This window comes from Streptomyces sp. NPDC044033, assembly GCF_056434425.1.
This window is the reverse complement of the sequence record NZ_JBWKFF010000009.1, coordinates 81,368-103,533: the sequence shown is the minus strand read 5'-3', so window position 1 is coordinate 103,533 and position 22,166 is coordinate 81,368. Positions and strand designations below refer to the sequence as shown.

19 protein-coding genes and 2 tRNA genes are annotated in these 22,166 nt (G+C 72.9%); 16 read left to right on the top strand and 5 right to left on the bottom strand.

The genetic code is table 11. The features are described 5' to 3' along the window. The first annotated feature begins 213 nt into the window (after nt 1-213). The 7 genes from AC07AB_RS18025 (at nt 214) to AC07AB_RS17995 (ending at nt 7,543) form a co-directional block, all read left to right on the top strand. Nucleotides 214-1,170 (top strand): phosphatase PAP2 family protein, encoded by a 957-nt coding sequence (locus tag AC07AB_RS18025; protein ID WP_478567400.1) that lies wholly within the window; start codon nt 214-216, stop codon nt 1,168-1,170. Continuing rightward, a complete protein-coding gene (locus AC07AB_RS18020; protein ID WP_478567397.1) occupies nt 1,079-2,395 on the top strand; it encodes a hypothetical protein in 1,317 nt (438 codons plus the stop codon). The genes AC07AB_RS18025 and AC07AB_RS18020 overlap by 92 nt, the downstream gene beginning before the upstream one ends. A 190-nt stretch (nt 2,396-2,585) precedes the next feature. After that, complete coding sequence (locus AC07AB_RS18015) at nt 2,586-4,298, top strand: hypothetical protein (RefSeq protein WP_478567394.1); 1,713 nt, start codon at nt 2,586-2,588, stop codon at nt 4,296-4,298. Then, nucleotides 4,295-5,647, top strand: coding sequence for an AAA domain-containing protein (locus tag AC07AB_RS18010; RefSeq protein WP_478567391.1), 1,353 nt, complete (start codon nt 4,295-4,297; stop codon nt 5,645-5,647). Before AC07AB_RS18015 ends, AC07AB_RS18010 begins: the two co-directional genes overlap by 4 nt. Before the next feature lie 415 nt (nt 5,648-6,062). Next, on the top strand, nt 6,063-6,431 hold the full coding sequence (locus AC07AB_RS18005; protein ID WP_478567388.1) for a hypothetical protein: 369 nt from the start codon (nt 6,063-6,065) through the stop codon (nt 6,429-6,431). 295 nt (nt 6,432-6,726) lie between these two features. After that, nucleotides 6,727-7,413: a bifunctional DNA primase/polymerase gene (locus tag AC07AB_RS18000; RefSeq protein WP_478567385.1), complete on the top strand. Its 687-nt coding sequence runs from the start codon at nt 6,727-6,729 to the stop codon at nt 7,411-7,413. Between the two features lie 56 nt (nt 7,414-7,469). Next, nucleotides 7,470-7,543: transfer RNA gene (locus AC07AB_RS17995), tRNA-Lys, on the top strand. A gap of 90 nt (nt 7,544-7,633) precedes the next feature. Here the strand turns inward: AC07AB_RS17995 and AC07AB_RS17990 are convergent. Continuing rightward, nucleotides 7,634-8,875, bottom strand: a complete 1,242-nt coding sequence (locus tag AC07AB_RS17990; protein ID WP_478567382.1) for a M6 family metalloprotease domain-containing protein — start codon at nt 8,873-8,875, stop codon at nt 7,634-7,636. Between the two features lie 444 nt (nt 8,876-9,319). On the opposite strand from AC07AB_RS17990, the gene AC07AB_RS17985 reads away from it, so the two are divergent. Next, on the top strand, nt 9,320-11,029 hold the full coding sequence (locus tag AC07AB_RS17985) for a putative bifunctional diguanylate cyclase/phosphodiesterase (RefSeq protein WP_478567864.1): 1,710 nt from the start codon (nt 9,320-9,322) through the stop codon (nt 11,027-11,029). Nucleotides 11,030-11,341: 312 nt separating this feature from the next. Here the strand turns inward: AC07AB_RS17985 and AC07AB_RS17980 are convergent, their stop codons facing one another. From AC07AB_RS17980 to AC07AB_RS17970, 3 genes are all read right to left on the bottom strand, one after another. Beyond that, nucleotides 11,342-12,484 carry an LLM class flavin-dependent oxidoreductase gene (locus AC07AB_RS17980; RefSeq protein ID WP_478567379.1) on the bottom strand — a complete coding sequence of 381 codons (1,143 nt, stop codon included), beginning with the start codon at nt 12,482-12,484 and terminating at the stop codon, nt 11,342-11,344. Between the two features lie 105 nt (nt 12,485-12,589). Further along, a complete protein-coding gene (locus AC07AB_RS17975) occupies nt 12,590-13,357 on the bottom strand; it encodes a maleate cis-trans isomerase family protein (RefSeq protein WP_478567376.1) in 768 nt (255 codons plus the stop codon). A gap of 54 nt (nt 13,358-13,411) precedes the next feature. After that, nucleotides 13,412-14,368: a maleate cis-trans isomerase family protein gene (locus tag AC07AB_RS17970; RefSeq protein ID WP_478567861.1), complete on the bottom strand. Its 957-nt coding sequence runs from the start codon at nt 14,366-14,368 to the stop codon at nt 13,412-13,414. Between the two features lie 223 nt (nt 14,369-14,591). On the opposite strand from AC07AB_RS17970, the gene AC07AB_RS17965 reads away from it, so the two are divergent. Further along, nucleotides 14,592-15,581, top strand: coding sequence for a D-2-hydroxyacid dehydrogenase (locus AC07AB_RS17965; protein WP_478567373.1), 990 nt, complete (start codon nt 14,592-14,594; stop codon nt 15,579-15,581). Beyond that, on the top strand, nt 15,578-16,996 hold the full coding sequence (locus AC07AB_RS17960; RefSeq protein WP_478567370.1) for an amidase: 1,419 nt from the start codon (nt 15,578-15,580) through the stop codon (nt 16,994-16,996). The genes AC07AB_RS17965 and AC07AB_RS17960 overlap by 4 nt, the downstream gene beginning before the upstream one ends. A gap of 109 nt (nt 16,997-17,105) precedes the next feature. Here the strand turns inward: AC07AB_RS17960 and AC07AB_RS17955 are convergent, their stop codons facing one another. Further along, a complete protein-coding gene (locus tag AC07AB_RS17955; protein ID WP_363130775.1) occupies nt 17,106-17,606 on the bottom strand; it encodes a DUF3830 family protein in 501 nt (166 codons plus the stop codon). A gap of 238 nt (nt 17,607-17,844) precedes the next feature. Here AC07AB_RS17955 and ehuB point away from each other — a divergent pair, with 238 nt between their 5' ends. From ehuB to AC07AB_RS17925, 6 genes are all read left to right on the top strand, one after another. Then, nucleotides 17,845-18,747: an ectoine/hydroxyectoine ABC transporter substrate-binding protein EhuB gene (gene ehuB / locus AC07AB_RS17950; RefSeq protein ID WP_478567367.1), complete on the top strand. Its 903-nt coding sequence runs from the start codon at nt 17,845-17,847 to the stop codon at nt 18,745-18,747. After that, entirely contained in the window at nt 18,744-19,466 is a 723-nt protein-coding gene (gene ehuC, locus AC07AB_RS17945; protein ID WP_478567364.1) for an ectoine/hydroxyectoine ABC transporter permease subunit EhuC, read from the top strand. The genes ehuB and ehuC overlap by 4 nt, the downstream gene beginning before the upstream one ends. Further along, the gene (gene ehuD / locus AC07AB_RS17940) at nt 19,463-20,113 is read left to right on the top strand and encodes an ectoine/hydroxyectoine ABC transporter permease subunit EhuD (RefSeq protein WP_478567361.1); all 651 of its coding nucleotides are present in this window, start codon (nt 19,463-19,465) and stop codon (nt 20,111-20,113) included. Before ehuC ends, ehuD begins: the two co-directional genes overlap by 4 nt. Next, nucleotides 20,103-20,909, top strand: coding sequence for an ectoine/hydroxyectoine ABC transporter ATP-binding protein EhuA (gene ehuA / locus AC07AB_RS17935; RefSeq protein ID WP_478567358.1), 807 nt, complete (start codon nt 20,103-20,105; stop codon nt 20,907-20,909). The genes ehuD and ehuA overlap by 11 nt, the downstream gene beginning before the upstream one ends. Nucleotides 20,910-21,139: 230 nt before the next feature. Next, nucleotides 21,140-21,901: an IclR family transcriptional regulator gene (locus tag AC07AB_RS17930; protein WP_478567356.1), complete on the top strand. Its 762-nt coding sequence runs from the start codon at nt 21,140-21,142 to the stop codon at nt 21,899-21,901. Between the two features lie 54 nt (nt 21,902-21,955). After that, nucleotides 21,956-22,029, top strand: a tRNA-Lys gene (locus AC07AB_RS17925). Nucleotides 22,030-22,166: the final 137 nt, after the last annotated feature.

Sequence of the window (22,166 nt, the reverse complement as noted above, 5' to 3'; positions counted from 1 at the left end):
GATCTCTCCACCGTCCATCATCGCGTACCGGCCGCCGAGGCAACCGTGAGGCCAGTGGCGACGTCTCCTACCTCATACGCCACAGCCGCGAACGTAGCCGCAGATGAACGCGGTGTTGACAGGAAGTCGAAGGGCGGTGTGCGGGGGATTTCGCGTACACCGTACGGTTGCATGCGCGCTTGTCATGCCGCCAGAACACAGGAGAGCGTCGCGATGTCCCACACCCCCGCACTCGGGAAGCGGCCTCGCTGGTGGACCGAGCTCCCCCTCATTGCCGTGGTGTACGTCCTGTACTCTGCGGGCCGGCTGCTCGCCCGGGGCGAGGTGAGCTCCGCCGTCGACCACGGGCTGTCCATCCTCCATATGGAGAAGGTTCTGCGGATAAACCTGGAGCATCCGCTCAACCGGTTCTTCTCCCACCACGCCGCCTTCGGCATACCCGCCGACTTCGCGTACGCGTCGCTGCACTACCTGATCACGCCGGCGATCCTGATCTGGGTCTTCAAGCGCCGCCCGGCCGACTACAACTTCCTGCGCGCCTGGCTGATGATCGCCACCCTCATCGGCCTCGTCGGCTTCACGCTGCTGCCCACGAGCCCGCCGCGGCTCTTGGAGGCGGGCCAGGGGTTCGTCGACACCATGGCGCAGTACGGGTCGTACGGCTGGTGGGGCGGGGACGCCAGCGCGCCGCGCGGCCTCGGCGGGCTCACCAACCAGTACGCGGCCATGCCGAGCCTCCACGTGGGGTGGGCCCTGTGGTGCGGGGTCGTGCTGTGGCGGTACGGGCGCGGGCGCTGGGCCCGGATCGCCGGCGTCGCGTACCCGCTGGGCATCACGATCGTCGTGATGGGCACCGCCAACCACTACCTCCTGGACGCCGTCGCCGGCGTCGCCGTGATGGGCGTCGGGCTGCTGCTGACCCGGCCCGCGCTGCGGCTCGCCGAACGGATCGGGAACCCCTTCTCGCGTGCGCCCCGCACCGCCGCGCACACCGGCTCAGCCGCCGCACACACCGGATCACCTGGCGAAACGCCTGCGCCTGGAGCCGTTGTCAGTGGCGGGTGCGAGACTTCGGCAGGTGAACGGTTCCCTCGACAGGCGGCCCGGACCGACGCCGCCGACAACCACGGCGGCGCCCGCGCCGACAGCGCTGCGCCAGCGGCTCGCTGAGCTGCGCGGGCCGGGCAGCGCCCCGCGCCCGCTCGACGCCCGCGCCCTGGCGGCGCTGGCGGCCAACCCCGGCTGCGGCCGCCGTGCGCTGCTGGACGGCGCCGGGGTCGACAAGGGCGCGCTCGCCCGCGCGCTGGGGACGCCCGCCTCGTTCGGCCAGTCGCAGTTCGCGCTCGCGCGCGGCAATTCCTTCGAGGCCAAGGTCAAGGCCGACGGCGGCGCGGAGCTGATCCGGCTGCTCCACGAGCGGCTGGCAGACGGCTCCGCCGCGCCCGGCCCCGGCCCGGTCGCCGCCCCCGACCTGACGGCCGCGGGCCCCGTGGGCCGCACGGCCCGTACGGAGCTGGCTCTTCAAGAGGCGACGGCCGCCGGCGCATGGGCGTTCCTCGACCACCCGATGCTGGCCCTGCCCGTCGCCGGCTCCCCCACCTACCTCGAACCGGACGCGGTCGTGGTCCACCCCGACGGCGGCTGGACCGTCGTCGAGATCAAGTCCTTCCCCATGGTGGACGGCGCCGCCGACGCCGCCAAGGTGGGCGCGGCGGCGCGGCAGGCGGCGGTGTACGCACTGGCGCTCGGCGAGGCGGCGGAGCGGCATGAGGCCGGTGCGCAGCGGTCCGGCGGCGAGGCGGAAGAGCCCGGGGGCGGAGTGGAGCCGCCCGGGGACGGGGCAGAGCCGCCCGGGGGCGGACGGGCAGCGGACCGGCCGACCGGTGGCGCGTCGCGCGTGGCCCACCAGGTGCTGCTGGTGTGCCCCAAGGACTTCTCCAACGTGCCGACGGCCGAGCTCGTCGACATCCGCAAGCAGCTCGCCACCACGCGCCGGCAGCTGTCCCGGCTGACCCGCGTCGAGGCGCTCGCCGCAGCCCTCCCGGAGGGCACCACCTTCGATCTGCGGCTCACCGACGACGGCCGGACCGCGACCCGGCCCGTCGAGGAGCTGCTGGCGGCCGTCGAGACGGTCGACGCGGCGTACGCGCCGGACTGCCTGGCCGTCTGCGAGCTGGCTTTCCACTGCCGGGAGCGGACCCGCGAGGCGGGGGCGGTGGAGTCCCTGGGCCGCGGGGCGCGCGGCGAACTGGGCGATCTCACCACCGTGGAGGCGGTTCTGGCCGCCGCCCGCGGGGAGGCGGGCGACGCCGACGACCCCGCCGTCGGAGCGCTGCGGCGCGCGGCGGCCCTGCGGGCGGAGGCGCTGGCGGCGGGAGGTGCGGGATGCGGCTGACGCCGCCCGCCCGTAAGAGCCCGGGGCATGCCCCGGGCCGGGTCGGCGCGCGGCGGCCGGAGCGTACGACCGCAAGGCGCCGGAAGGTCCTCGCGGCGGAGCCACCAGGGCGTTCCGGCGACGCCGCGCGCGTGCGGCCCAGGCGTCGCGCGCCCGGCCGGGGAGCTGACCCGGGTTCTGAGGAGGGCACATGTCTCTGATCACCACGCTGGCGCGGATGGAGGCCGCCGAGGACGGGCACGCGCGCCCCGGGGCGACCGTGCTCCACCGGCATCTGGCCGAGCGGCCCCTGGTGCTGGTGCCGCTCACGACCGCGGGCGAGGCGGGTGCGCCGCTGGGCGCGCTGGTGGGGACGGACCGGGAGTCGCCGCGGCTGCTGGTCGTGGCGCAGCCGCGCGACCGGGACCTGCGGTTCGCGTTCCTCGCCGACCTGGCCGACGCGGTGCTGCCGCACTTCGAGGCGTACGCCGACGACGTCGAGGCGGCCGAGCGCGCCGAGCCGGACCCGGAGACCGGGAAGAAGGTGAAGGTCGAGGTAGAGCTGTGCGCGGACGCGCCCCAGCTGCTGGTGCCGAGCGCGGCCGGCGTGGAGTACGTACGGCTGCTCGGCCGGTCCATGCGGTTCCGGCGGACCGCCGAGCAGGACCCTGACACGCCGTACCCCGCTCCCCCGCGCGTACCGCTGCTCGGCCGCTGGCTGACGCATATCGGGGAGCGCGCGCGGGTGCCCGGTTCTTCGTTGCTGCTGGCCATGACTCAAGTGCTGGGCCGGCACTGGGCGACGGGCCAGAGCAATCTGGAGGATCAGCATCTGGGCGCGCTGCTCGCCTGGATAGACCCGCCGCGGGGGACGACGGGCGCGGAGGCGGCGCTGCGGGCGGAGCTGGAGCGCGGGCCGGACGGCCTGCTGACCACGCCGCCCGCCGGCCCGGCCACCGACCCGGCCTTCGACAACAAGCGGCTCGCCCCGGCCATCGCGCGGTACGACGCGGCCCGCGCGGAGGCGTTGGAAGCGGCCCGCGGCCGGTTCGAGGGGGACCCGACGGCGGGCACGGCGCCCGATGGGGGCCGTGCCGGGTCGGCGCGCGCCCGGCAGCGGGCCGCGCACGAGGCTCTGGGCGCCGCCGAGCACGAGGTGCGCGAGCTGGTGGCGTCCCAGCTGCGGCCGACGTGGGACGCCATGTGGCATGGGATCGACCTGCTCCGGGCGCTGCCCGAGGGCGGCCGGGTCCCCGACCGCTGGAAGCGCGACCGCTGGTCGTACACGGCCCACCGGGACCGCGTACGGGCCGGGGAGCCGCCGCAGCCCAAGCGGGACGACGCGGTGACGGCGGCGCAGAAGCTGTCGGCGCGGGAGACGGCGCAGGCGCAGTTGGACGCGCAGGAGGCGTTGGACGATCCGCTGGTGATGGCGGGGCGGCGGCTGGCCGGTGAGGCGTTCGCGGGCGAGGTGACCGACGTGCTGATGGCCTATACGGAGGCGAAGGTTCCGCGCCCGCGGCCCCTCTTGACGGTCCATACCGAGGACCGCCCGTTTCTGGAGGAGCGCGCCAAGCTCTACCGGGCGCTGGCCGACGGCAAGACGCAGACCGCCGAGTTCGCGGGGTACGAACCGGGCGCGCTGGTCGTGCGGGTGACCGGCGGCATGGGGCGCGGCAAGGTCCCCGAGCCGGGTTCGGTCCCGGACAAGGGCGACCGCGTGTGCTGGACGCTCTTCGAGCACGCACCGCGCGGCGGGCCGGAGTTGCCGGACCCGGAGCGTACGCCGTGGACGCACGGCGGCCCGCCGACCGCCCCGGGAGCGGAGGCGGACGCCGAGGGTCCGGGCGCCGCGCCCGTACGCGCGCCCGCCACCGGCACCGCGCCCGAGCCCGACCCCGTGACATCGGAGGACTTTCTGTGACCGGCTCCCACCCCGCGTCCGGCCCCGGGGCCGCGGCCGCCGCCGCGACGGACGCGATCTTGCGGGACACCCTGCACGGCACGCACCGTGGCGTGGTCGTCGACTCCCCGCCCGGTGCGGGCAAGTCCACGCTCGTCGTACGGGCCGCCCGCGAACTGGCCGCCGCCGGTCGCCCGTTGATGATCGTCGCGCAGACCAACGCCCAGGTGGACGACCTGGTCGACCGGCTCGCGAGCCAGGACCCGGAGCTGCCGGTGGGCCGGCTGCACAGCAACGACCCGCACCCCTACGATCCGGCCCTCGACGCCTACCCCTCCGTCGTGAAGTCCTCGAAGGCGGCGGCGCTCGCGGGGCTCGACATCGTGATCTCCACGGCCGCCAAGTGGGCGCACACCAAGGGCGTCGAGCCGTGGCGGCACGCGATCGTGGACGAGGCGTACCAGATGCGTTCGGACGCGTTGCTGGCCGTGGCCGGGCTCTTCGAGCGGGCGCTGTTCGTGGGCGATCCCGGGCAGCTGGACCCGTTCAGCGTGGTGGGCCCCGACGGCACGGGCCAGTGGGCGGGGCTGTCGTACGACCCGTCCGCGAGCGCGGTGTCCACCCTGCTGGCCCACAACCCCGGCCTCCCCCAGCACCGGCTCCCCGTCTCCTGGCGGCTGCCCGCCTCGGCCGCGCCGCTGGTCTCGGACGCCTTCTACCCGTACACGCCCTTCCGCAGCGGCACGGGCCCGGGCGAGCGGCGGCTCTCCTTCGGCGTGCGCTCCGACGGCTCGGGGCCGGACAGGGTGCTGGACGAGGCGGCGGAGTCGGGGTGGGGGCTGCTGGAACTGCCCGCGCGCAGCACGCCGCGCACAGACCCGGAGGCGGTACGGGCCGTGGCGCTGGTGATCCGGCGGCTGCTGGACCGCGGCGGGGCGGCGGTCAGCGAGCGCTCGCCGGACCCGGTGCCGCTGACCCCCGACCGCCTCGCGGTGGGCACCGCCCACCGCGACCAGGCCGCGGCCGTCCGGGCGGCGCTGGCCGAACTGGGCGTGTCCGGGGTCTCGGTGGACACGGCCAACCGGCTCCAGGGCCGCGAGTTCGATGTGACGGTGATGCTGCATCCGCTGTCGGGCCGCCCGGACGCCACGGCGTTCCACCTGGAGACCGGCCGGCTGTGCGTGCTGGCCTCGCGCCACCGGCACGCGTGCATCGTGGTGTGCCGGGCGGGGGTGGCCGAGCTGCTGGACGAGCATCCGTCGGCAGAACCGGTGCAGTTGGGGGTGGCGGTCAAGTTTCCCGACGGGTGGGAGGCGATGTGCGCCACGTGGGAGCACTGGTCCGGGCACCGCGTGTCCTGGCGCCCTTGAGCGGGGCGCCGGGCCGACGCGGGCAGCCGGGCCGACGCGGGCAGCCGCTCCGCTTCCTGACGCTCCGCGCGTGGGCCGCGCGTCGTCCGCGCGTGGGCCGCGACAGGGCGATGCGGTGCGCGAGACGAGCGGAGGGCACGGGCCGCTGCGGAACCTGGCATTCCCGCCGCATACGGGGATTGACCTGCTCACCCGGGAGCGGCGCCGATGGCTCTCCGAGCCCGCGGCCGACACGTGACGAGGGCGGCCTCCGCCGCGCGGCCGCGCTCCCCCGGCATCGCGGTGATACGAGCGGAACAACCCTGTGGCCTGGGCTGAACGGTCCGGTGAGGCGTACAAAACGCACCGTTGCCCCAGGGCGCACTTGCGCGGGGCGGGACAATGGAACGCGGCACACGATTCTGGAGGTAGGCACATGTCCGAGCCGCAGTCGGCAGCCGAAGCGCGCGAGGCCGCGCCGCGGCGCATGAAACCCGCGCCCCTGCTCTTCGAGCCGCCGGAGTCGGTCGCGGAGGCCGAGCACTTCTTCGACCTCGAATCGATCGATGATCCGCGCGAGCTGCTCTCCCGCGCCACGGAGCTGACGCTGGCCTTTCGCGCGGCCGCGGACCGGGCCACGGAGTTCCAGGCGCTGGCCGCCGCCCACCTCGCCGACCCCAAGCGCTTCGACCGCCTCTCCGCGTCCTCGATCGGCGAGCGCGCCGACTGGACCGAGGACTACGCGCAGAAGATGATCGAGTTCGGCCGCGGCCTGCTGCGCGGCGGCACACCGCCCACGGCCTGACGGCGCGGCCCGCGCGGTACGGGCCCGCCGACGGCCGTACGCGCCCGGCCGCGGGAACGGGCCGGGCGCGGGGCCCACGCCCGCGGGCCGTCCGCCCCGGCCGCCCACCCCGGCCGCCCCGGCCGTCCCGGCCGACCGCCCGAGGCCGCACCCCCGCCCACTCCGGCTCATGATCCCCGCGATCATGAGCCGCTGGCATATGCGAGGGCGGACGGTACTGCACCACCCCCCGCCCCGTCCCGATTTCCACCAATCCACAAAAACGGAACTCCATGTACCGGTAAACCTGTCGGACATGAACACCTGGCCCCGCGATCCGTCCCCCATCCGTCCCACCCGCTCTCACCTCCCCCGACGACCCCACCAGATCCGCCAGATCCACCAGTCCCACCAGCAGAGCCGGCCCCACCACCCGCGCCACACCGCCGCCTACGTCACCCTCGCGGGCGCCGACTGGCTCGCCTCGTCCAGCCCGTTCCCGCGCAGCGTGCACGCGCTCTGGGCCGCCGATCCGGCCGCGCCCGTCGTGCTGCCCTGCGGCACCGCCTTCGACGTGATCAGCGTCCCCGCGCTCTTCGGCCGCCGGCTCGCCAACCAGCTGTGGTCGCACGGGCCCGGCTCGGGGCCCATCGCCGCGCAGCGCGGGCGCGTCCTGCTGTTCGCCGCGACCGGCACGGCGCAGCGGCTGCCCGCGCTGCTGGACTGGGAGGAGTGGCGCGCGATGGTGCCGCCGCCGCTGTGCCACGGCAAGGGGGACGCGGTGACCGTGCCGCCGCTGTTCCCCGTCGATCTCCTCGATGCCCCGGAGGCCGACACGAAGCCCGGGCCGCCGTCCCGCTGGCTGGTCGCCCCCGACGTACGGCACCCCTGGCTGCCGGGGCCCGAAGTGCTGCTGTGGGGGTGCGTACGGGCGGCGCGCATGGACCTCTCCGCCCTCGCCGACACCCCTGCGACCAGCCAACACGCACTTGCACCGAGCTGAAACCCATCGATTTTCGCTTCCCCGCGCGGGGGTGCTAAGGTCTTCTACGTCAGCACGCGCCGCTAGCTCAGTTGGTTAGAGCAGCTGACTCTTAATCAGCGGGTCCGGGGTTCGAGTCCCTGGCGGCGCACAGACAGACGGAGGGCCCCTCGCGGAAGCGAGGGGCCCTCCGTCGTCCCGTATCAGAGCCTGCGTCATGCCCCTGGGCGCCGGCGCGGGCTCACCCCGTGGTCACCTTCACCGTCCACGCCCCCGAGGTCGTGCGGCCCTCCACCGTCACCCGCACCCCGTCCGCCTTCGACCCGAAGCTCTCCCCGATGTCCAGCGGGGCGTCGGCGAGCGGCGGGTAGACCGAGGCACCCACGCACGCGTCGGTCCGGGGGTGCCCGTCCAGCACCTGGACCGGTCCGCCGCCGGACGCGGTGTCGCTGCGTACGCGGTAGACGAGCACCCCTTCCGCGCAGGCCCCGGCGTCGTTGCCCCCCACGCCGCGCGCCTCCACGGCCACGGCCTCGGTGGAGCTCGTACGGACCACCACGAGCCGGGTGCGGTAGTCGGCGCCCGGCCGCATCGGGGCCTCCAGCGGCTCCAGGACGTGCAGGCCGGTGCCGGGGCCGCGGACGCAGTCGACCTGGCGCCCGGATAGCCAGCCGAGCTTCCACTTGTGCCAGCCGAAGGGTTCGGAGGCCAGTCCGAACTGGCTGCCCATGAGGTCCCAGTCGCCGACGTGGGTGTCCCAGTCCCCCTTGCCGTCGTCCGGCCGGTGGTAGAGGTCGGGGAGGTCGAAGACGTGCAGGGTCTCGTGTGCGAGCACGTTGCGGTCGGGCGGGTGGTGCTCGAAGACCGTGACGATGCGGCTCAGCCCGGCGCCGTCGACGGAGATCGGCTCGTCGAGGTTTATGACCTTGGTCGCGTCCGAGACGACGCCGGGCGCGTCGGGGTCGGCGACCAGGTAGACGACGTCATAGCGGCTGAAGTCCACGGCGGGGTCGGCGGCGGCGACGGCGTCGCGCAGGTAGGTGGAGCGGTGCTGGGCGTCCCAGTCCCGCTGTATCCGGTACGAGGTCGATTTCCGCGGCATCCGCAGCCAGCGCTTCACCGGGTGCACGTTCAGCCGGAACTTCCCGTACGAGGCGCGCTCGAAGAACCGGGAGGTGCCGGGGAAGTGGTCGGCGGCCAGGTCGCCGGGGCTGGTGGCGGGGGCCGCGTCGGGGAAGGACAGGAAGACCATGACGGCGTTGAGGCGGCCGCGGGGGCGGGGGTAGGCGGGGTCCCAGGAGTCCAGGCCCTCGGAGTGGTGGGCCTCGCTGCGCGGCAGCGCGCACGGTCCGGCGGCCGTGGCCGCCTGGACGGGGGCCGCGACGACATTGGACGCGATCACCGCGCAGAGGGAGGAGAGCAGGGCGGCGGCGCGGCGCAGCCGTGACCGGTGCACTCCCTCGGGTGGCTGCGAACGCACCACGTCGACCTCCCGGGCTGGAATCGGGACACCCACCCACCCTGTGGCGGTTCGCGGTGGTACGCCCTGTTCCACTGCCCCAGTCGAGTGACTCGGCCCTTTACGGGGTAAGTAACACTCAGTCACGTGCGATCAGCCAGTCGACACAGTCCTCAATCAACCGATCGGAACCGGTCAAACGCTCACCCTGAGTGCCGTTGATCACGGATGCGTCACTGGAACGGCCCTCGCGTGAAGCTCTATGATCGCCACATTTCCAGCACAGCCACGCGGGAGCGAGCGGTGAGCGGAACCCCCGACGGCCAGGGCAGCGTGCCCTCAACGGCGCTGCCAACGATCACTGAACGTAGCGCATCCTCCGGCGACTACCGCGCCGGTTACCGCGCCGAGTACCGGCCCGACTGTCTCGCCGACTACCGCGCCGCCTTCAACGGCGCGCACCTGGCGATGGCCGTCGTCGACCGGGGCGGCTTCATCCTCACCGCGAACGCGGCGCTCGGCGCGCTGCTCGGCGCCGAGCCCGCCCGGCTCACCGCCACCCCCGCCGCGGACCTGGCCGACCTGCGCGCGGACCCGCGCACCTGGGCCGCGTACCGCGAGGTGCTGCACGGCCGCCGCGACCGGCTGCGCTGCACCCGGCGGCTCGCCCAGCCCGACGGCGGCTCCCTGTGGGCCGAGATCGTCGTCGCACCGCTCCCCGACAGCTGCAACACGCTGCTGTCGGTGTCCGACATCAGCGAGCGGCACGACCTCCGGGCCCGGCTGCGCCACCTCCAGATGCACGACCCGGTGACCCTGCTGCCCAACCGCGGCCTCTTCTTCGAGCGGCTGTCCATGGCGCTGGAGGCGGCGACGTACGAGCTCGGCGGCAGCGGCCGGATCGGGCTCTGCTACCTCGATCTCGACGGCTTCAAGGCCGTCAACGACACGCTCGGCCACCGGGTGGGCGACCGGCTGCTGACCGAGGTCGCGCACCGGCTGACCGAGTGCGCGGCGCCCGGCGGCCATCTGGTGGCGCGGCTCGGCGGCGACGAGTTCGCGCTCCTGGTGGAGGGCTCCTCCGGGACCGATCAGGTCTCGGACCTCGCGGCGGCCGTGCTGGCCGCGCTCCAGCGGCCGTTCGACGTGGCGGGGCAGCGGCTCGCCGTCTCGGCGTCCATCGGCGTCGTGGAGCGGCCGTCCGTGGGCACCCACGCCACCGAGCTGATGCAGGCCGCGGACACCACGCTGTACTGGGCGAAGGAGGACGGCAAGGCGCGCTGGACCCTCTTCGACCCGGAGCGCAACGCGCACCGGATGACGCGCCAGGCGCTGTCCAGCACGCTGCGGCCGGCGGTGGACCGGGACGAGTTCGTGCTGGAGTACCAGCCCCTGGTGGGGCTGGACGACGGTGCCGTACACGGCGTGGAGGCGCTGGTGCGCTGGCGCCATCCGCAGTTCGGCACGCTGGCGCCGAATCGGTTCATCGGACTTGCTGAAGAGAATGGCGCGATCGTCCCGCTGGGCCGCTGGGTGCTGGCGACCGCCTGCCGCCAGGCCCGCCGCTGGCAGCTCGCGCACCCCGAGGCGCCGATCACCGTCAGCGTCAATGTGGCGGTGCGCCAGGTCTGGGACTCGGACCTGGTCGCCGATGTCGCGACCGTGCTGCGGGAGACCGGGCTGCCCTCCCGCCTCCTCCAGCTGGAGCTGACCGAGTCCGCCGTGATGGGCTCGGCCGGCCGGCCGCTGCAACAGCTCCAGCAGCTCAGCGACATGGGGGTGGCCATCGCCATCGACGACTTCGGCACCGGCTACTCCAACCTCGCCTATCTCAGCCGGCTGCCGGTCTCCGCCCTCAAGCTGGACGGCTCGTTCGTACGGGGCTTCCGGACCGACGAGCACCCGAACCCGGCCGACGAGACGATCGTCGAGGCGCTGGTCGAACTCGCGCACCGGCTGGGGCTCAAGGTCACGGCGGAGTGCGTGGAGAGCGCCGAACAGGCGCGCAGGCTGCGGCGGATCGGCTGCGACACCGGGCAGGGGTGGTTCTACTCCAGGCCGGTGACGCCGGAGCTGATCTCCGCGCTGGTGATCTCCGAGGGCCACCCGGCCGACGCGGACCCGGCCGCGCAGGACAGCCGGCCGGCCGACGAAAGCCATCCGGCCGACGACGGTTAGCGCCGGTGCCGGCTCCCTGGCCGGGTCGGCGCGTCCCTGGCCGGATCGGCGCGCGGCGTCCGGTGCGTGCGATCCGGCCAGGTGCCGAAGGTCCTGGCAGCTCCACTACCAGGACCTTCGGCAACGCCGCGAGCGTGCCTGCCAGTCGCCCGGCATCGGCTCTTGGCCCGCTCCTGGCCCGCTCCTGACGGCTCTGGAAGCCCTCTCCGGGCCGGATGAGGACGCGCTCACCGAGCCGTTCGGCGCCTCACGGGGCGCTTGCGCCAGGCCGATCGGTCACCGGACGGGCGGCCAGGAGCCATCAGAAACGGACTAGCCCGCGTCGGGCGCGCGGTCCGGGGCCGGGATGTGCGGCAGCTCGTACGCGTCGGCGATCAGCTCGTACGAGTGCAGCCGCGCCTCCCGCCCGTGCGCGTTGGCCGTGATCATCAGCTCGTCCACGCCGGTCCGCTTGACGAGCCCGTCGAGCCCCGCGCGTACCTCGTCGGGCGTGCCGTGCACGACGTCGGCGAGCCAGCTGTCGACGAACTCCCGCTCCGCCGGGCTGTATTCATACGCGGCCGCCTCCTCGGGGGAGGGCACCAGGCCCGGCCGGCCGGTGCGCAGCCGGAGCATCGACAGCGCGCCCGTCCGCACCTGGCGGAGCGCCTCCTTCTCGTCCTCGGCGGCGAACGCCTGCACGCCGATCTTCGCGTACGGCCGGTCGAGGACCTCCGAGGGGCGGAAGGACTCGCGATAGAGGTCGAGCGCGGGGATGGTATTGGCGGCCGAGAAGTGGTGGGCGAAGGAGAACGGCAGCCCGAGCGCCCCGGCGAGGCGCGCGCTGAACCCGGAGGAGCCCAGCAGCCAGACGACGGGCCGGTCCGGCGACTGCACGCCGCCCGGGACGCTGCCCTGCACGGGGCCGGGGACCGCGTGGATACGGGCGTAGCGGTGGCCGCCGGGGAAGTCGTCGTCCAGGAACCGGGTCAGCTCGGCCAGCTGCTGCGGGAAGTCGTCGGCGCCCTCGTGGAGCCGGTCGGTGCGGCGCAGCGCGGCGGCGGTCGCGCCGTCCGTGCCGGGGGCGCGGCCGAGGCCGAGGTCGATACGGCCCGGTGCGAGGGCTTCGAGGGTGCCGAACTGCTCGGCGATGACGAGCGGCGCGTGGTTGGGGAGCATCACGCCGCCGGAGCCGAGGCGGATGCGGTCCGTGTGCGCGGCGAGGTGGGCGAGGATGACGGCCGGGGAGGACGACGCGACGCCGGGCATGGAGTGGTGCTCGGCCACCCAGAACCGCTGGAACCCGCGCCGCTCGGTCAGCTGTGCCAGCCGGACCGTGGTGCGCAGCGCCTGGCTCGCGGTCAGCCCGCTGCCGACCGTCGCGAGGTCCAGTACGGACAGCGGTACGGGCGCGCTGCCGTGGGCCCTCCCTCGGACGGTGTCGTCGGTGTTGCCCTGGTCCACTGCGTCGGCCACGGTGGCCCGCCTCTCCGGTCGCTCTGTCTGTCGCAGCGAGATAACCGGAGAATCTCTCCGTTTATTCCCGGTGGCTCATGGAGCCGCACCCGGACCGGCCTCCGATCACGCCCGCGCCGGGCCCCCGAAGAGCGTGCCCAGGTCCCGGCAGGCCGCCGAATGGTGGATGAGGCGCAGCCCCTCCCAGGCCGTGACCTGGTTGGCGGTGAGCACGGGCTTGCCCAGGGCCGCTTCCAGCGCGGGCAGGTGGGCCGCGGTGTGCAGGGCCGTGTCCGGGAGGAGGACCGCCTGGGCCGCGGGGTGGTCGCCCGCGCGCGCCAGGTCCAGCACCTCCTCGCGGCCCCATGTGCCGACCTCGGCGGCCGTGATGATGCCGCTGCCGCGGGCCGCGACGACCTCGACGCCCGCGGACTTCAGGAAGGCCGTGAAGTACTCGGCCACGTCCGCCGGGTACGTCGCCGCCACCGCGACGCGCTCCGCGCCCACGGCCCGTACCGCGTGGGCGAAGGCGAACGAGGTGCTGGACGCCGGCAGGCCCGCCGCGGCCGACAGCTCGCGGACCTGGTCGTGCGCGCCCTCCCAGCCGAAGACGAAGCTCGCGCTCGTACAGGCCCAGACCACGGCGCCCGCGCCCTGCCGCCGCAGCTCGGCCGCCCCCGCCACGAGCCGCGCCGCGGAGCCCATCTCCAGCAGCGCGTCCACCCGGTGGGCGTCCTCGCCGATGTCGGTGTGGACCAGCGGCAGCCGGACGCCGCCGATGAGTGAGGCGAGGCGCGGATAGTCGTCCTCCGCCGAATGCCCGGGGTAGAGGAACCCGGCCGTGGGCAGGTGCTTCGGCTGCTCCGGCTGCTCCGGCTGCGGCACGTGAGGCATCTGCGGCTCCTGACTGAAGCGGGATAGAGCGGGATGGAGGGTGGCGCGGTGCGGCTATCCGGGGTCCTCCGCCCATGCCTGCCCCGGCGGGACGAACCCGTCGCCGGGCTCCCCGTCCGGCACGGCCGCCGGGCCCGTCAACGCGGCCTCGGACACGGCCGGCACCGGCGGCGCCGAAGAGGCGGCCGGCGTGGGAGGCGGGGACGGCACCGACGGTGCCAACGGGACGGCCGCCGTCGGCGGCGCCGAGCACATCCCCGCCGGGCCCGCTCTCGCGACAGGGTCCAGCAGCGCCTGGTACGGGCCCACGGCCCGCGCCCCCATCAGGCGCAGCGCCCCCCAGACCGTCACCTGGTTGGCGGAGAGCACCGGCATCCGCAACTCGGCCTCCAACTGCGGGATCACGTCGTACGTCGGCAGGTTCGTGCAGCTGATGAAGAGCGCGTCGGCCGCGCCCACCACCGCCTGCCGCGCCATGTCGACGACGTCCCGGTAGGCCACCTTCCAGATGTGCCGGGTGAGCCCGAGATACGCGCGGCCGGTGACCGTGATGCCCGCGCCCGCCAGATACTCCTCCAGCGAGTCGGTCACCGACTTGGTGTAGGGGGTGACCACGGCGATGCGCCGGGCGCCGATCTCGTGCAGCGCGTCGAGCAGCGCCCCGGAGGTCGTCACCGCGGGCACCTCGCCGGCCTGCGTCATGGCCGCGCACATCGCGCGCTCGCCGGCGACGCCGCCCACGAAGCTGCCGGAGGTGCAGGCGTAGGCGACCACGTCCGGTTCGACGGCGGACAGCGCCCGCACGGCGTGGCGCAGGGTCTCGTGCTCGCTGACGAGCCGGGCGAGGTCGAGACTGACCTCCACGGGCACGAAGGGGGTCCGGGTCAGATGCAGGGAGACCTCGTCGGGGACCCACCGCCACAGTTCGCGGTCGAGTGCGAAATCGAAGGGGGCCACCACCCCCACGCCGCACTGCGGCCGAGGGCCGCCCAGAAAGGAGGAGACGTCCATATCGCGCTCCAATACATCGGAGAGCAGGGCCATTGGCCTGGGGAGACAGGGGGCCGGCCTGCGCCGGGACGTCGGGACAGAGGGTGTTCCGTCGGCATAATCAGCGCCTTATTGACGACGGTAGTTTCAGGTCCCTAGCGTGGTCAATCCTCATATCTACGACTACTTGTCGACTGTCCCCAGACACTCAAGCGGACCCCCATTTCGAAACGGTTTCCCGCCTATGTCCGATAGCACCGTTCTCGTCCTCGGCACCGAACCGCCCGTCCGGCTCTCCCGCCTCGAAGGCCGCGCCTCCGTGGTGGTCTGCGACGAAGCCTCCCTGCCCGACCTGCTGCCGGCCGCCGACGTGCTGCTGGTCTGGGACTTCGGCACCCGGGCCGTACGGGAGGCGTGGCCCGGCGCGGGCGCGCGGCCCGGCTGGGTGCACACCGCGAGCGCCGGGGTGGACCATCTGCTCTGCCCCGAACTGGCCGCCTGTGCGACGCTGGTGACCAACGCTCGCGGCCTCTTCGAGCAGCCGATCGCCGAGTACGTCGCCGGACTGGTGATAGCCATGGCCAAGGATTTTCCGGGCAGTTGGGAATTGCAGCGGCAGCGCCGCTGGCGCCACCGGGAGACGATGCGGCTGGCCGGCACGCGCGCCGTGGTGGTCGGCGGCGGGCCGATCGGGCAGGCCGTGGCCCGTACGCTCTCGGCGCTGGGCATCGCCACCGAGCTGGTCGGGCGTACGGCCCGGGCGGGCGTGCGCGGCGCGGAGGAGCTGGCCGGGCTGCTGCCGGCCGCCGACTGGGTGGTGTGCGCGGCGCCCCTGACCGCGGCCACCCGGGGGATGTTCGACCGGGACGCGTTCGCCCGGATGAAGCCCGGCGCCCGCTTCGTCAACGTCGGGCGCGGCCCGCTCGTCGTCGAGGAGGACCTCGTGGAGGCGCTGATCGAACGGCGGATCGCGGGCGCGGCCCTCGATGTGTTCGAGAGCGAGCCGCTGAGCGTGGAGAGCCGGATGTGGGACGTGCCGGGGCTGTTCGTCTCGCCGCACATGAGCGCGGACACGGTGGGCTGGCGGGACGATCTCGCCGAGCAGTTCCAGGACAACTTCGACCGCTGGGCGGCGGGCGAACCGCTGCTCAACGTCGTGGACAAGCAGCTCGGCTACGTCCCTGCCACACCCGGGACGCCAGGCACGACCGATCCCTCGCGGAGGACCGTATGACTTCACTGGCCGACCTCACGGCCCTCCAGCTGCTCGCCGGATACGGCTCGGGCGCGTTCTCCCCGGTGGAAGTGGTGCGCGCCAACCTGGCCCGTATCGAGGCGGCTCCGCCCGCCGTCAACGCCTTCACCCGGGTGGCCGCCGAGGACGCGCTGCGGGAGGCCGAGGCGTCGGCGGCGCGGTGGCTGCGCGGCGAGCCGTCGGGGCTGCTGGACGGCGTGCCGGTGACCGTCAAGGACCTGCTGCTGATGCGCGGCGGGCCGACGCTGCGCGGCTCGCGGACCGTACGGGCCGAGGGGCCGGCCTGGGACGAGGACGCCCCCTCGGTGGCGCGGCTGCGCGAGCACGGGGCGGTCTTCCTGGCGAAGACGACCACGCCGGAGTTCGGATGGAAGGGCGTCACGGACAGCCCGCTGAGCGGGGTCACCGGCAACCCGTACAACCCCTCGCGCACCGCGGGCGGCTCCAGCGGCGGCAGCGCCGCGGCGGTGGCGCTGGGGGCCGGGCCGCTGAGCCTGGGGACGGACGGCGGGGGCTCGGTCCGCATTCCCGCGTCCTTCTGCGGGATCTTCGGTCTCAAACCCACCTATGGGAGGGTTCCGCTGTATCCGGCGAGCCCCTTCGGGACGCTCTCGCACGTCGGGCCAATGACGCGGGACGCGGCGGACGCGGCGCTGCTGATGGATGTGATCAGCGGCCCGGACTGGCGGGACTGGTCGGGGCTGGGGCCGCACGGCACGACGTTCCAGGAGTCGCTGCGCGGCGGTGTGCGGGAGCTGCGGATCGCGTACAGCCCGAGCCTGGGGGCGGGCGGGCCGGACGGGCACGGCGTGGTCGACCCGGAGGTGACGGCGGCGGTACGGCGGGTGGCGGAGCTGTTCGAGCGGCTGGGCGCGCGGGTGGAGGAGGCCGATCCGGGGTTCGCGGATCCGGTGGAGGCGTTCCACACGCTGTGGTTCAGCGGCGCGGCGCGCGTCGTGGAGCCGCTGGGCGCGGCGGAGCGGAAGCTGCTGGACCCCGGGCTGCGGGAGGTCGTCGAACTGGGCGAGTCGTACAGCGCGTTGGACTACCTCGCGGCGGTGGACGCGCGGATGGTGCTCGGCCAGGCCATGGGGCGCTTCCACAGCACGTACGACCTGCTGCTCACGCCGACGCTGCCGATCACGGCGTTCGACGCGGGGCACGAGGTGCCGCCGGACTCGAAGCACACCCGGTGGACGGGGTGGACGCCGTTCACGTACCCCTTCAACCTCACGCAGCAGCCCGCCGCGACGGTTCCGTGCGGGCTGTCGGAGGAAGGGATGCCGATCGGCGCGCAGTTGGTGGCGGCCCGCCACGGGGACGCCCTGCTGCTGCGCGCGGCGCACGCGCTGTACGAGGCGGGGGTGGCGGAGCGGGTGGCGCCGGGGCGGTAGGAGCCCGCGAAGGGGCCGTACGGGCCGCCAGCGGATTGCGCGCGGCGGCCCGTACGCGGCGTTCGTTACAGGCCCTGCGGAACTCGCGTCAGGCCCTGCCGCGCTCGCGTCAGGCCCTGCGGAAGTTGAGGGTCTCCCCCAACGCCCCGGCCCGCCACAGGTCCTGGCAGGCGTCGGCCATACGGTCGAGGCCGTCGACGACCGTGCCCCAGACGATGCCCGGGACCCATCCCGCGTCGCCGTTGATCAGGAGGTTGTTGCGCTCGTAGAAGAGCGCGAGGTCGACGACCTGGGAGCGGCCCTGGTGCTTGGCCCGGCTCTCGTAGCCGTACGCCTTCGTACCCAACTCGGTCTCGGAGAAGGTGAAATAGCAGAGGTCGCCCGGGATGGGGGTGACCGTCGGGTTCTCCAGCGGCGGTTCTTCGAGGGCGAACGTCGGCAGCAGCGCGTAGATCTCGTTGCGCGCGTACTTCGCGTGGTAGACGTCGCCGCCCAGTGGCAGCGCGTCCCACACGGCCGCGCAGGTCAGCGGGGCCCGGTCGGTCAGCAGCCGGGCCGTGCAGCTCACGCCTCGCTTGTCGAGCGAGACTTCAATGAATTGATCACTCATCGCCGTTCCTCTCCTGCTTCCGCTCGCCGGTGGTTCTTGCCGGTGGTTCTTGCCGGTGTTTCTGCTTGCCGGTGGTTCCGTTTGACGGTGAATCAGTTATCCGGTGGTTCAGCCTCCCTGTGGTTCAGCTTGCCTGACTCAGCCGCCGATTGCGGCGCAATGACCCGCCGCACAACAGCTGCATCAAGGTCCGAAAACGATCTGCATATATTCGACGGAGCGGGGTAGCCGCGCGCCTATGGCTCCATCAATGGAGAACAACAGGAGAATGGTGATCGGCCGCCGCTCGCTCCTCGCGGGCGGTACGGCAATGGGTCTGCTGGGCGCCGTCGGCTGCGGCCGGGTGCCGACCGCGGACGCCGAAGACGGGGGGAACCTGCTGGAGCGGCTGAAGTCGCAGGGCACGGTCCGGTTGGGAATCGCGGGGGAGATTCCCTTCGGCTATATCGACAAGAACGGCGATTTCACCGGCGAGGCACCGGAACTGGCGAAGGTGATATTCCCGCGCCTGGGGGTGCCCCGCGTCCAGCCGGTGCCGACCGAGTTCAACTCGCTGATACCCGGCCTGAACTCACAGCAGTTCGACGGGATATCCGCGGGCATGTTCATCAACCCCGACCGCTGCGCGCAGGTCGTCTTCGCCGACCCCGACTACGAGGTCCTGGACGCGTTCATCGTCCGCAAGGGAAATCCGAAGAAGCTGCGCACCTACGCCGACGTCAAGCGGACCGGGGCCAGGCTGGGCAGCGGCAGCGCCTATGCCGAGCTGACCTACGCGAAGAACGCGGGCGTCATCGATATCCAGGTGTATCCGGACCAGTTGGCCGGACTGCTCGCCGTCGAACAGGGCCGGGTCGACGCCTTCGCCGGTACGACCCTGACCGTGCGCAACGTCATTCGGCAGAACCCCGGCGCCAGGGTCGAATCCTCGGAACCATTCCTTCCGCAAATGGACGGCAAGGATGTGCACGGCGCGGGCGCCTTCGCCTTCCGGCCGGGCGAGACGGAGCTCCGCGACGCTTTCAACGCCGAGCTGCACAAGATGAAGAAGTCCGGGGAACTGCTCCGCGTGATCCGGCCGTTCGGCTTCACCAGAACCGAGATGACCCAGCTGACCGCAGAGGAGTTGTGCGGGAAATGACAACGGGACTCTGGCAGCACTGGCTGCTGCCCGGTATCTGGGTGACCATCCAGCTGACCGTGTACAGCGCGGTATTCGCGGCGGTCGTCGCCTTCGGCGTCGGCATCGCCCGTACGTCCCGGCTGTGGATCGTCCGGTTCGCCACCGGCGTCTACGTCGAGATCTTCCGCGGCACCTCGGCGCTGGTGCTGATGTTCTGGCTGTTCTTCGTGATGCCGCTGGCCTTCGGGTTGCAGCTCGTCCCGATGTGGGCGGCGGTCCTCGCGCTGGGCCTGTCGTACGGCGCGTACGGCGCGGAGATCGTGCGCGGCGCGCTGGGCGCGGTCGCCCCGGCACAGCGCGAGGCGGCCGTGGCGCTGAACTTCACGCCCGCGCAGCGGATGCGGCGGGTGATCCTGCCGCAGGCGATCCCGGAGATGATCCCGCCGTTCAACAATCTGCTGATCGAGCTGCTCAAGGGCACGGCGCTGGTGTCGGTGATGAGCGTCGCCGACATCGCCTTCGCCGCCCAGCTCTCCCGGCTGGCGACCGGGGCCAGCCTGGAGATCTACGCGATCATCCTGGCCATCTACTTCGTGCTGGCCTTCGTGCTGACCCGGCTGATGCGGATGCTGGAGCGCAAGGCCAAGGCGGGCATCGGCCGGGCCCCCGAGAAGGGCGCGTTCCCGCGGCGCGGGGCGCGGCCGGCAGCGCCCCTGCCCGCCGGAGGTGAGCGGTGAGCTGGGACTGGGAAGCCGCCCGGAAGTTCTGGCCGGAGCTGCTGCACGGGCTGGGCGTCACGCTGGAGGCGACGGCGCTCGGCGCGCTGCTGGCCTTCGCCATGGGCCTGGTGTGGGCGCTGGCCTTCCGCTCGCCGACGCGCTGGGTGCGCTGGCCGGTGACAGGGGTCGTCGAGTTCGTGCGCAACACCCCGCTGCTGGTGCAGCTGTTCTTCTTCTTCTACGTCCTGCCGACCTGGGACATCACGTTCTCGGCGCTGACCACCGGGGTGATCGCGCTCGGCCTGCACTATTCGACGTACACCGCCGAGGTCTACCGGGCCGGCATCGACGGGGTGCCCGCGGGCCAGTGGGAGGCCGCGACCGCGCTCAGCCTCTCCCGGACCCGCACCTGGACCGCGGTGATCCTGCCGCAGGCGATCCGCCGCGTGGTCCCGGCGCTCGGCAACTACGTCATCGCGATGCTCAAGGACACCCCGATCCTGGCGATCATCGGCGTCCTGGACATGCTGCAGAACGCCCGCCTGGAGGGCGCCCGGACCTTCCAGTACGTGGAGCCGTTCACGATGGTCGGCATCGCCTTCATCGTCATCGCCTATCCGGCATCTCTACTGATGCGAGCCCTGGAGCGACGTCTTGGCCACTGAATCCGACACCCCGGACGCGGCGCCCGCCGAGGGCCGCGAACTCATCCGCTTCGACGGCGTCACCAAGCGCTTCGGCGCCAACACGGTCCTCGACGGCCTCGACTTCACGGTCGCGCCCGGCAAGCACGTGACCCTCATCGGGCCGTCCGGGTCGGGCAAGACCACGATCCTGCGGCTGCTGATGACCCTGCTGCGGCCGGACGAGGGCACGATCAAGGTGGCCGGCGACTACCTCACGCACGAGGAGAAGGGCGGCAGGCTGGTCCCGGCCGGCGAGAAGCACACCCGCGAGATCCGCAAGAACATCGGCATGGTCTTCCAGCAGTTCAACCTCTTCCCCAATATGCGGGTGCTGCGCAATGTGATGGAGGCCCCGGTGCACGTACTGGGGCTCGGCAAGGACGCGGCCGAGGAGCGGGCGCGCGGACTGCTGGACCTGGTGGGGCTCGGCGACCGGTGCGACGCGTACCCGACGCAGCTGTCCGGCGGCCAGCAGCAGCGGGTGGCCATCGCGCGGGCGCTGGCGATGCGGCCGCAGGTGCTGCTGCTGGACGAGGTGACGTCGGCGCTCGACCCCGAGCTGGTGGCGGGCGTGCTGGACGTGCTGCGCGACATCGCGCACACGACGGACATCACGATGCTGTGCGTGACGCACGAGATGAACTTCGCCCGCGACATCTCCGACGACGTGCTGATGTTCGACTCGGGCCGGGTCATCGAGACCGGATCGCCTGAGAAGATCTTCACCGAGCCGGAGCACGAACGGACGCGGGAATTCCTGAGTGCGGTGCTCTGACCGCGGCGAGAACAGCACCATTCTTCGGGGCGCCGCCGGCCGCCCTGGGCCGCCATCGCGGGAGCCCGGACCCCCACTTTTATCCCCCTGACATATGCCAGAGTGGCGCGCTCCTGAACAGGGCCCCGGAGCGCGCCACAATTCTCGCCAACAACCGCCCCATTTCCCCCTCTTGGCGGCTATCGTGGTGGCGCAAGCGGCAACCTGCTGGAAACTGCTAGGGGGAATCCGTGGCGCTCAAGCCCGAGCCGACCGCGCCGTTCCACTCGGTTCAGTACGCCCTGCGCGTGCTCGAAACGGTCGCCAAACACGTCGGCGGCGTCACCGACGCACAGATAGCCCGCGAGACCGGGCTCCCCATCGGCCACCTCGCCCACCTGCTGCGCATGCTCCGCCGCGAGGGCTATGTGGAGCAGGTCTCCGACAGCACGTATGCCGTCGGCGAGGCGCTGCTCCTGCTCGGCTCCGGCAACGGCGACCGGCGCGCGGCCCTGGAGGGCAAACTCCAGCAGTCCCTGGACGCGCTGCGCGACTCCCTGGGCGCGGCCGTCTATATCAGCCGCTACATCGACGGCGAAGTCAAGATCACGCAGTACGCGGACGGCCCGTGCACCCCCAAGGTCAACGAGTGGGTCGACTTCCGCTCCGCGGCGCACGCCAGCGCGGTGGGCAAGTGCCTGCTCACCCAGCTCGACTACGACGACCGCCGCGACCACCTCTCGCGCCACAAGACCGCGCGGCTCACGTCCCGCACGATCACCAACGAGAAGGTCCTCTTCTCCAAGCTCGACAGCCAGCCCGCGACCGTCCCCGTCCTCGACCTCCAGGAGTACGCGGTGGGCACCGTCTGCGCCGCGGTCCCCATCACGGCCGGGCACGCGGTCGGCTGCCTGGCCCTCTCCCTCCCCCTGGAACACGCCCACCGGCTGCGCCAGGCGGCCGACACCCTGAACCGCTCGGCGGCTCCGCTGCTGCTGTCGCTCACGCTGTGACGCCGGGTGTCAGGAGCACCCCCGGGAAGCAGGTAGTATTTCTTTCGTCAGCAGGCGCCGCTAGCTCAGTTGGTTAGAGCAGCTGACTCTTAATCAGCGGGTCCGGGGTTCGAGTCCCTGGCGGCGCACAGACAGAGAAGGGCCCCTCACTTACGGTGAGGGGCCCTTTCTCGTGCGCCCGGCGTTTCCCGGCGGGCCGTCCTCGTCACGCTTTGAGCTGGGCGACCGAACGGGCCGGGCTGGGACCTGCCCGTACGTCCGCGAT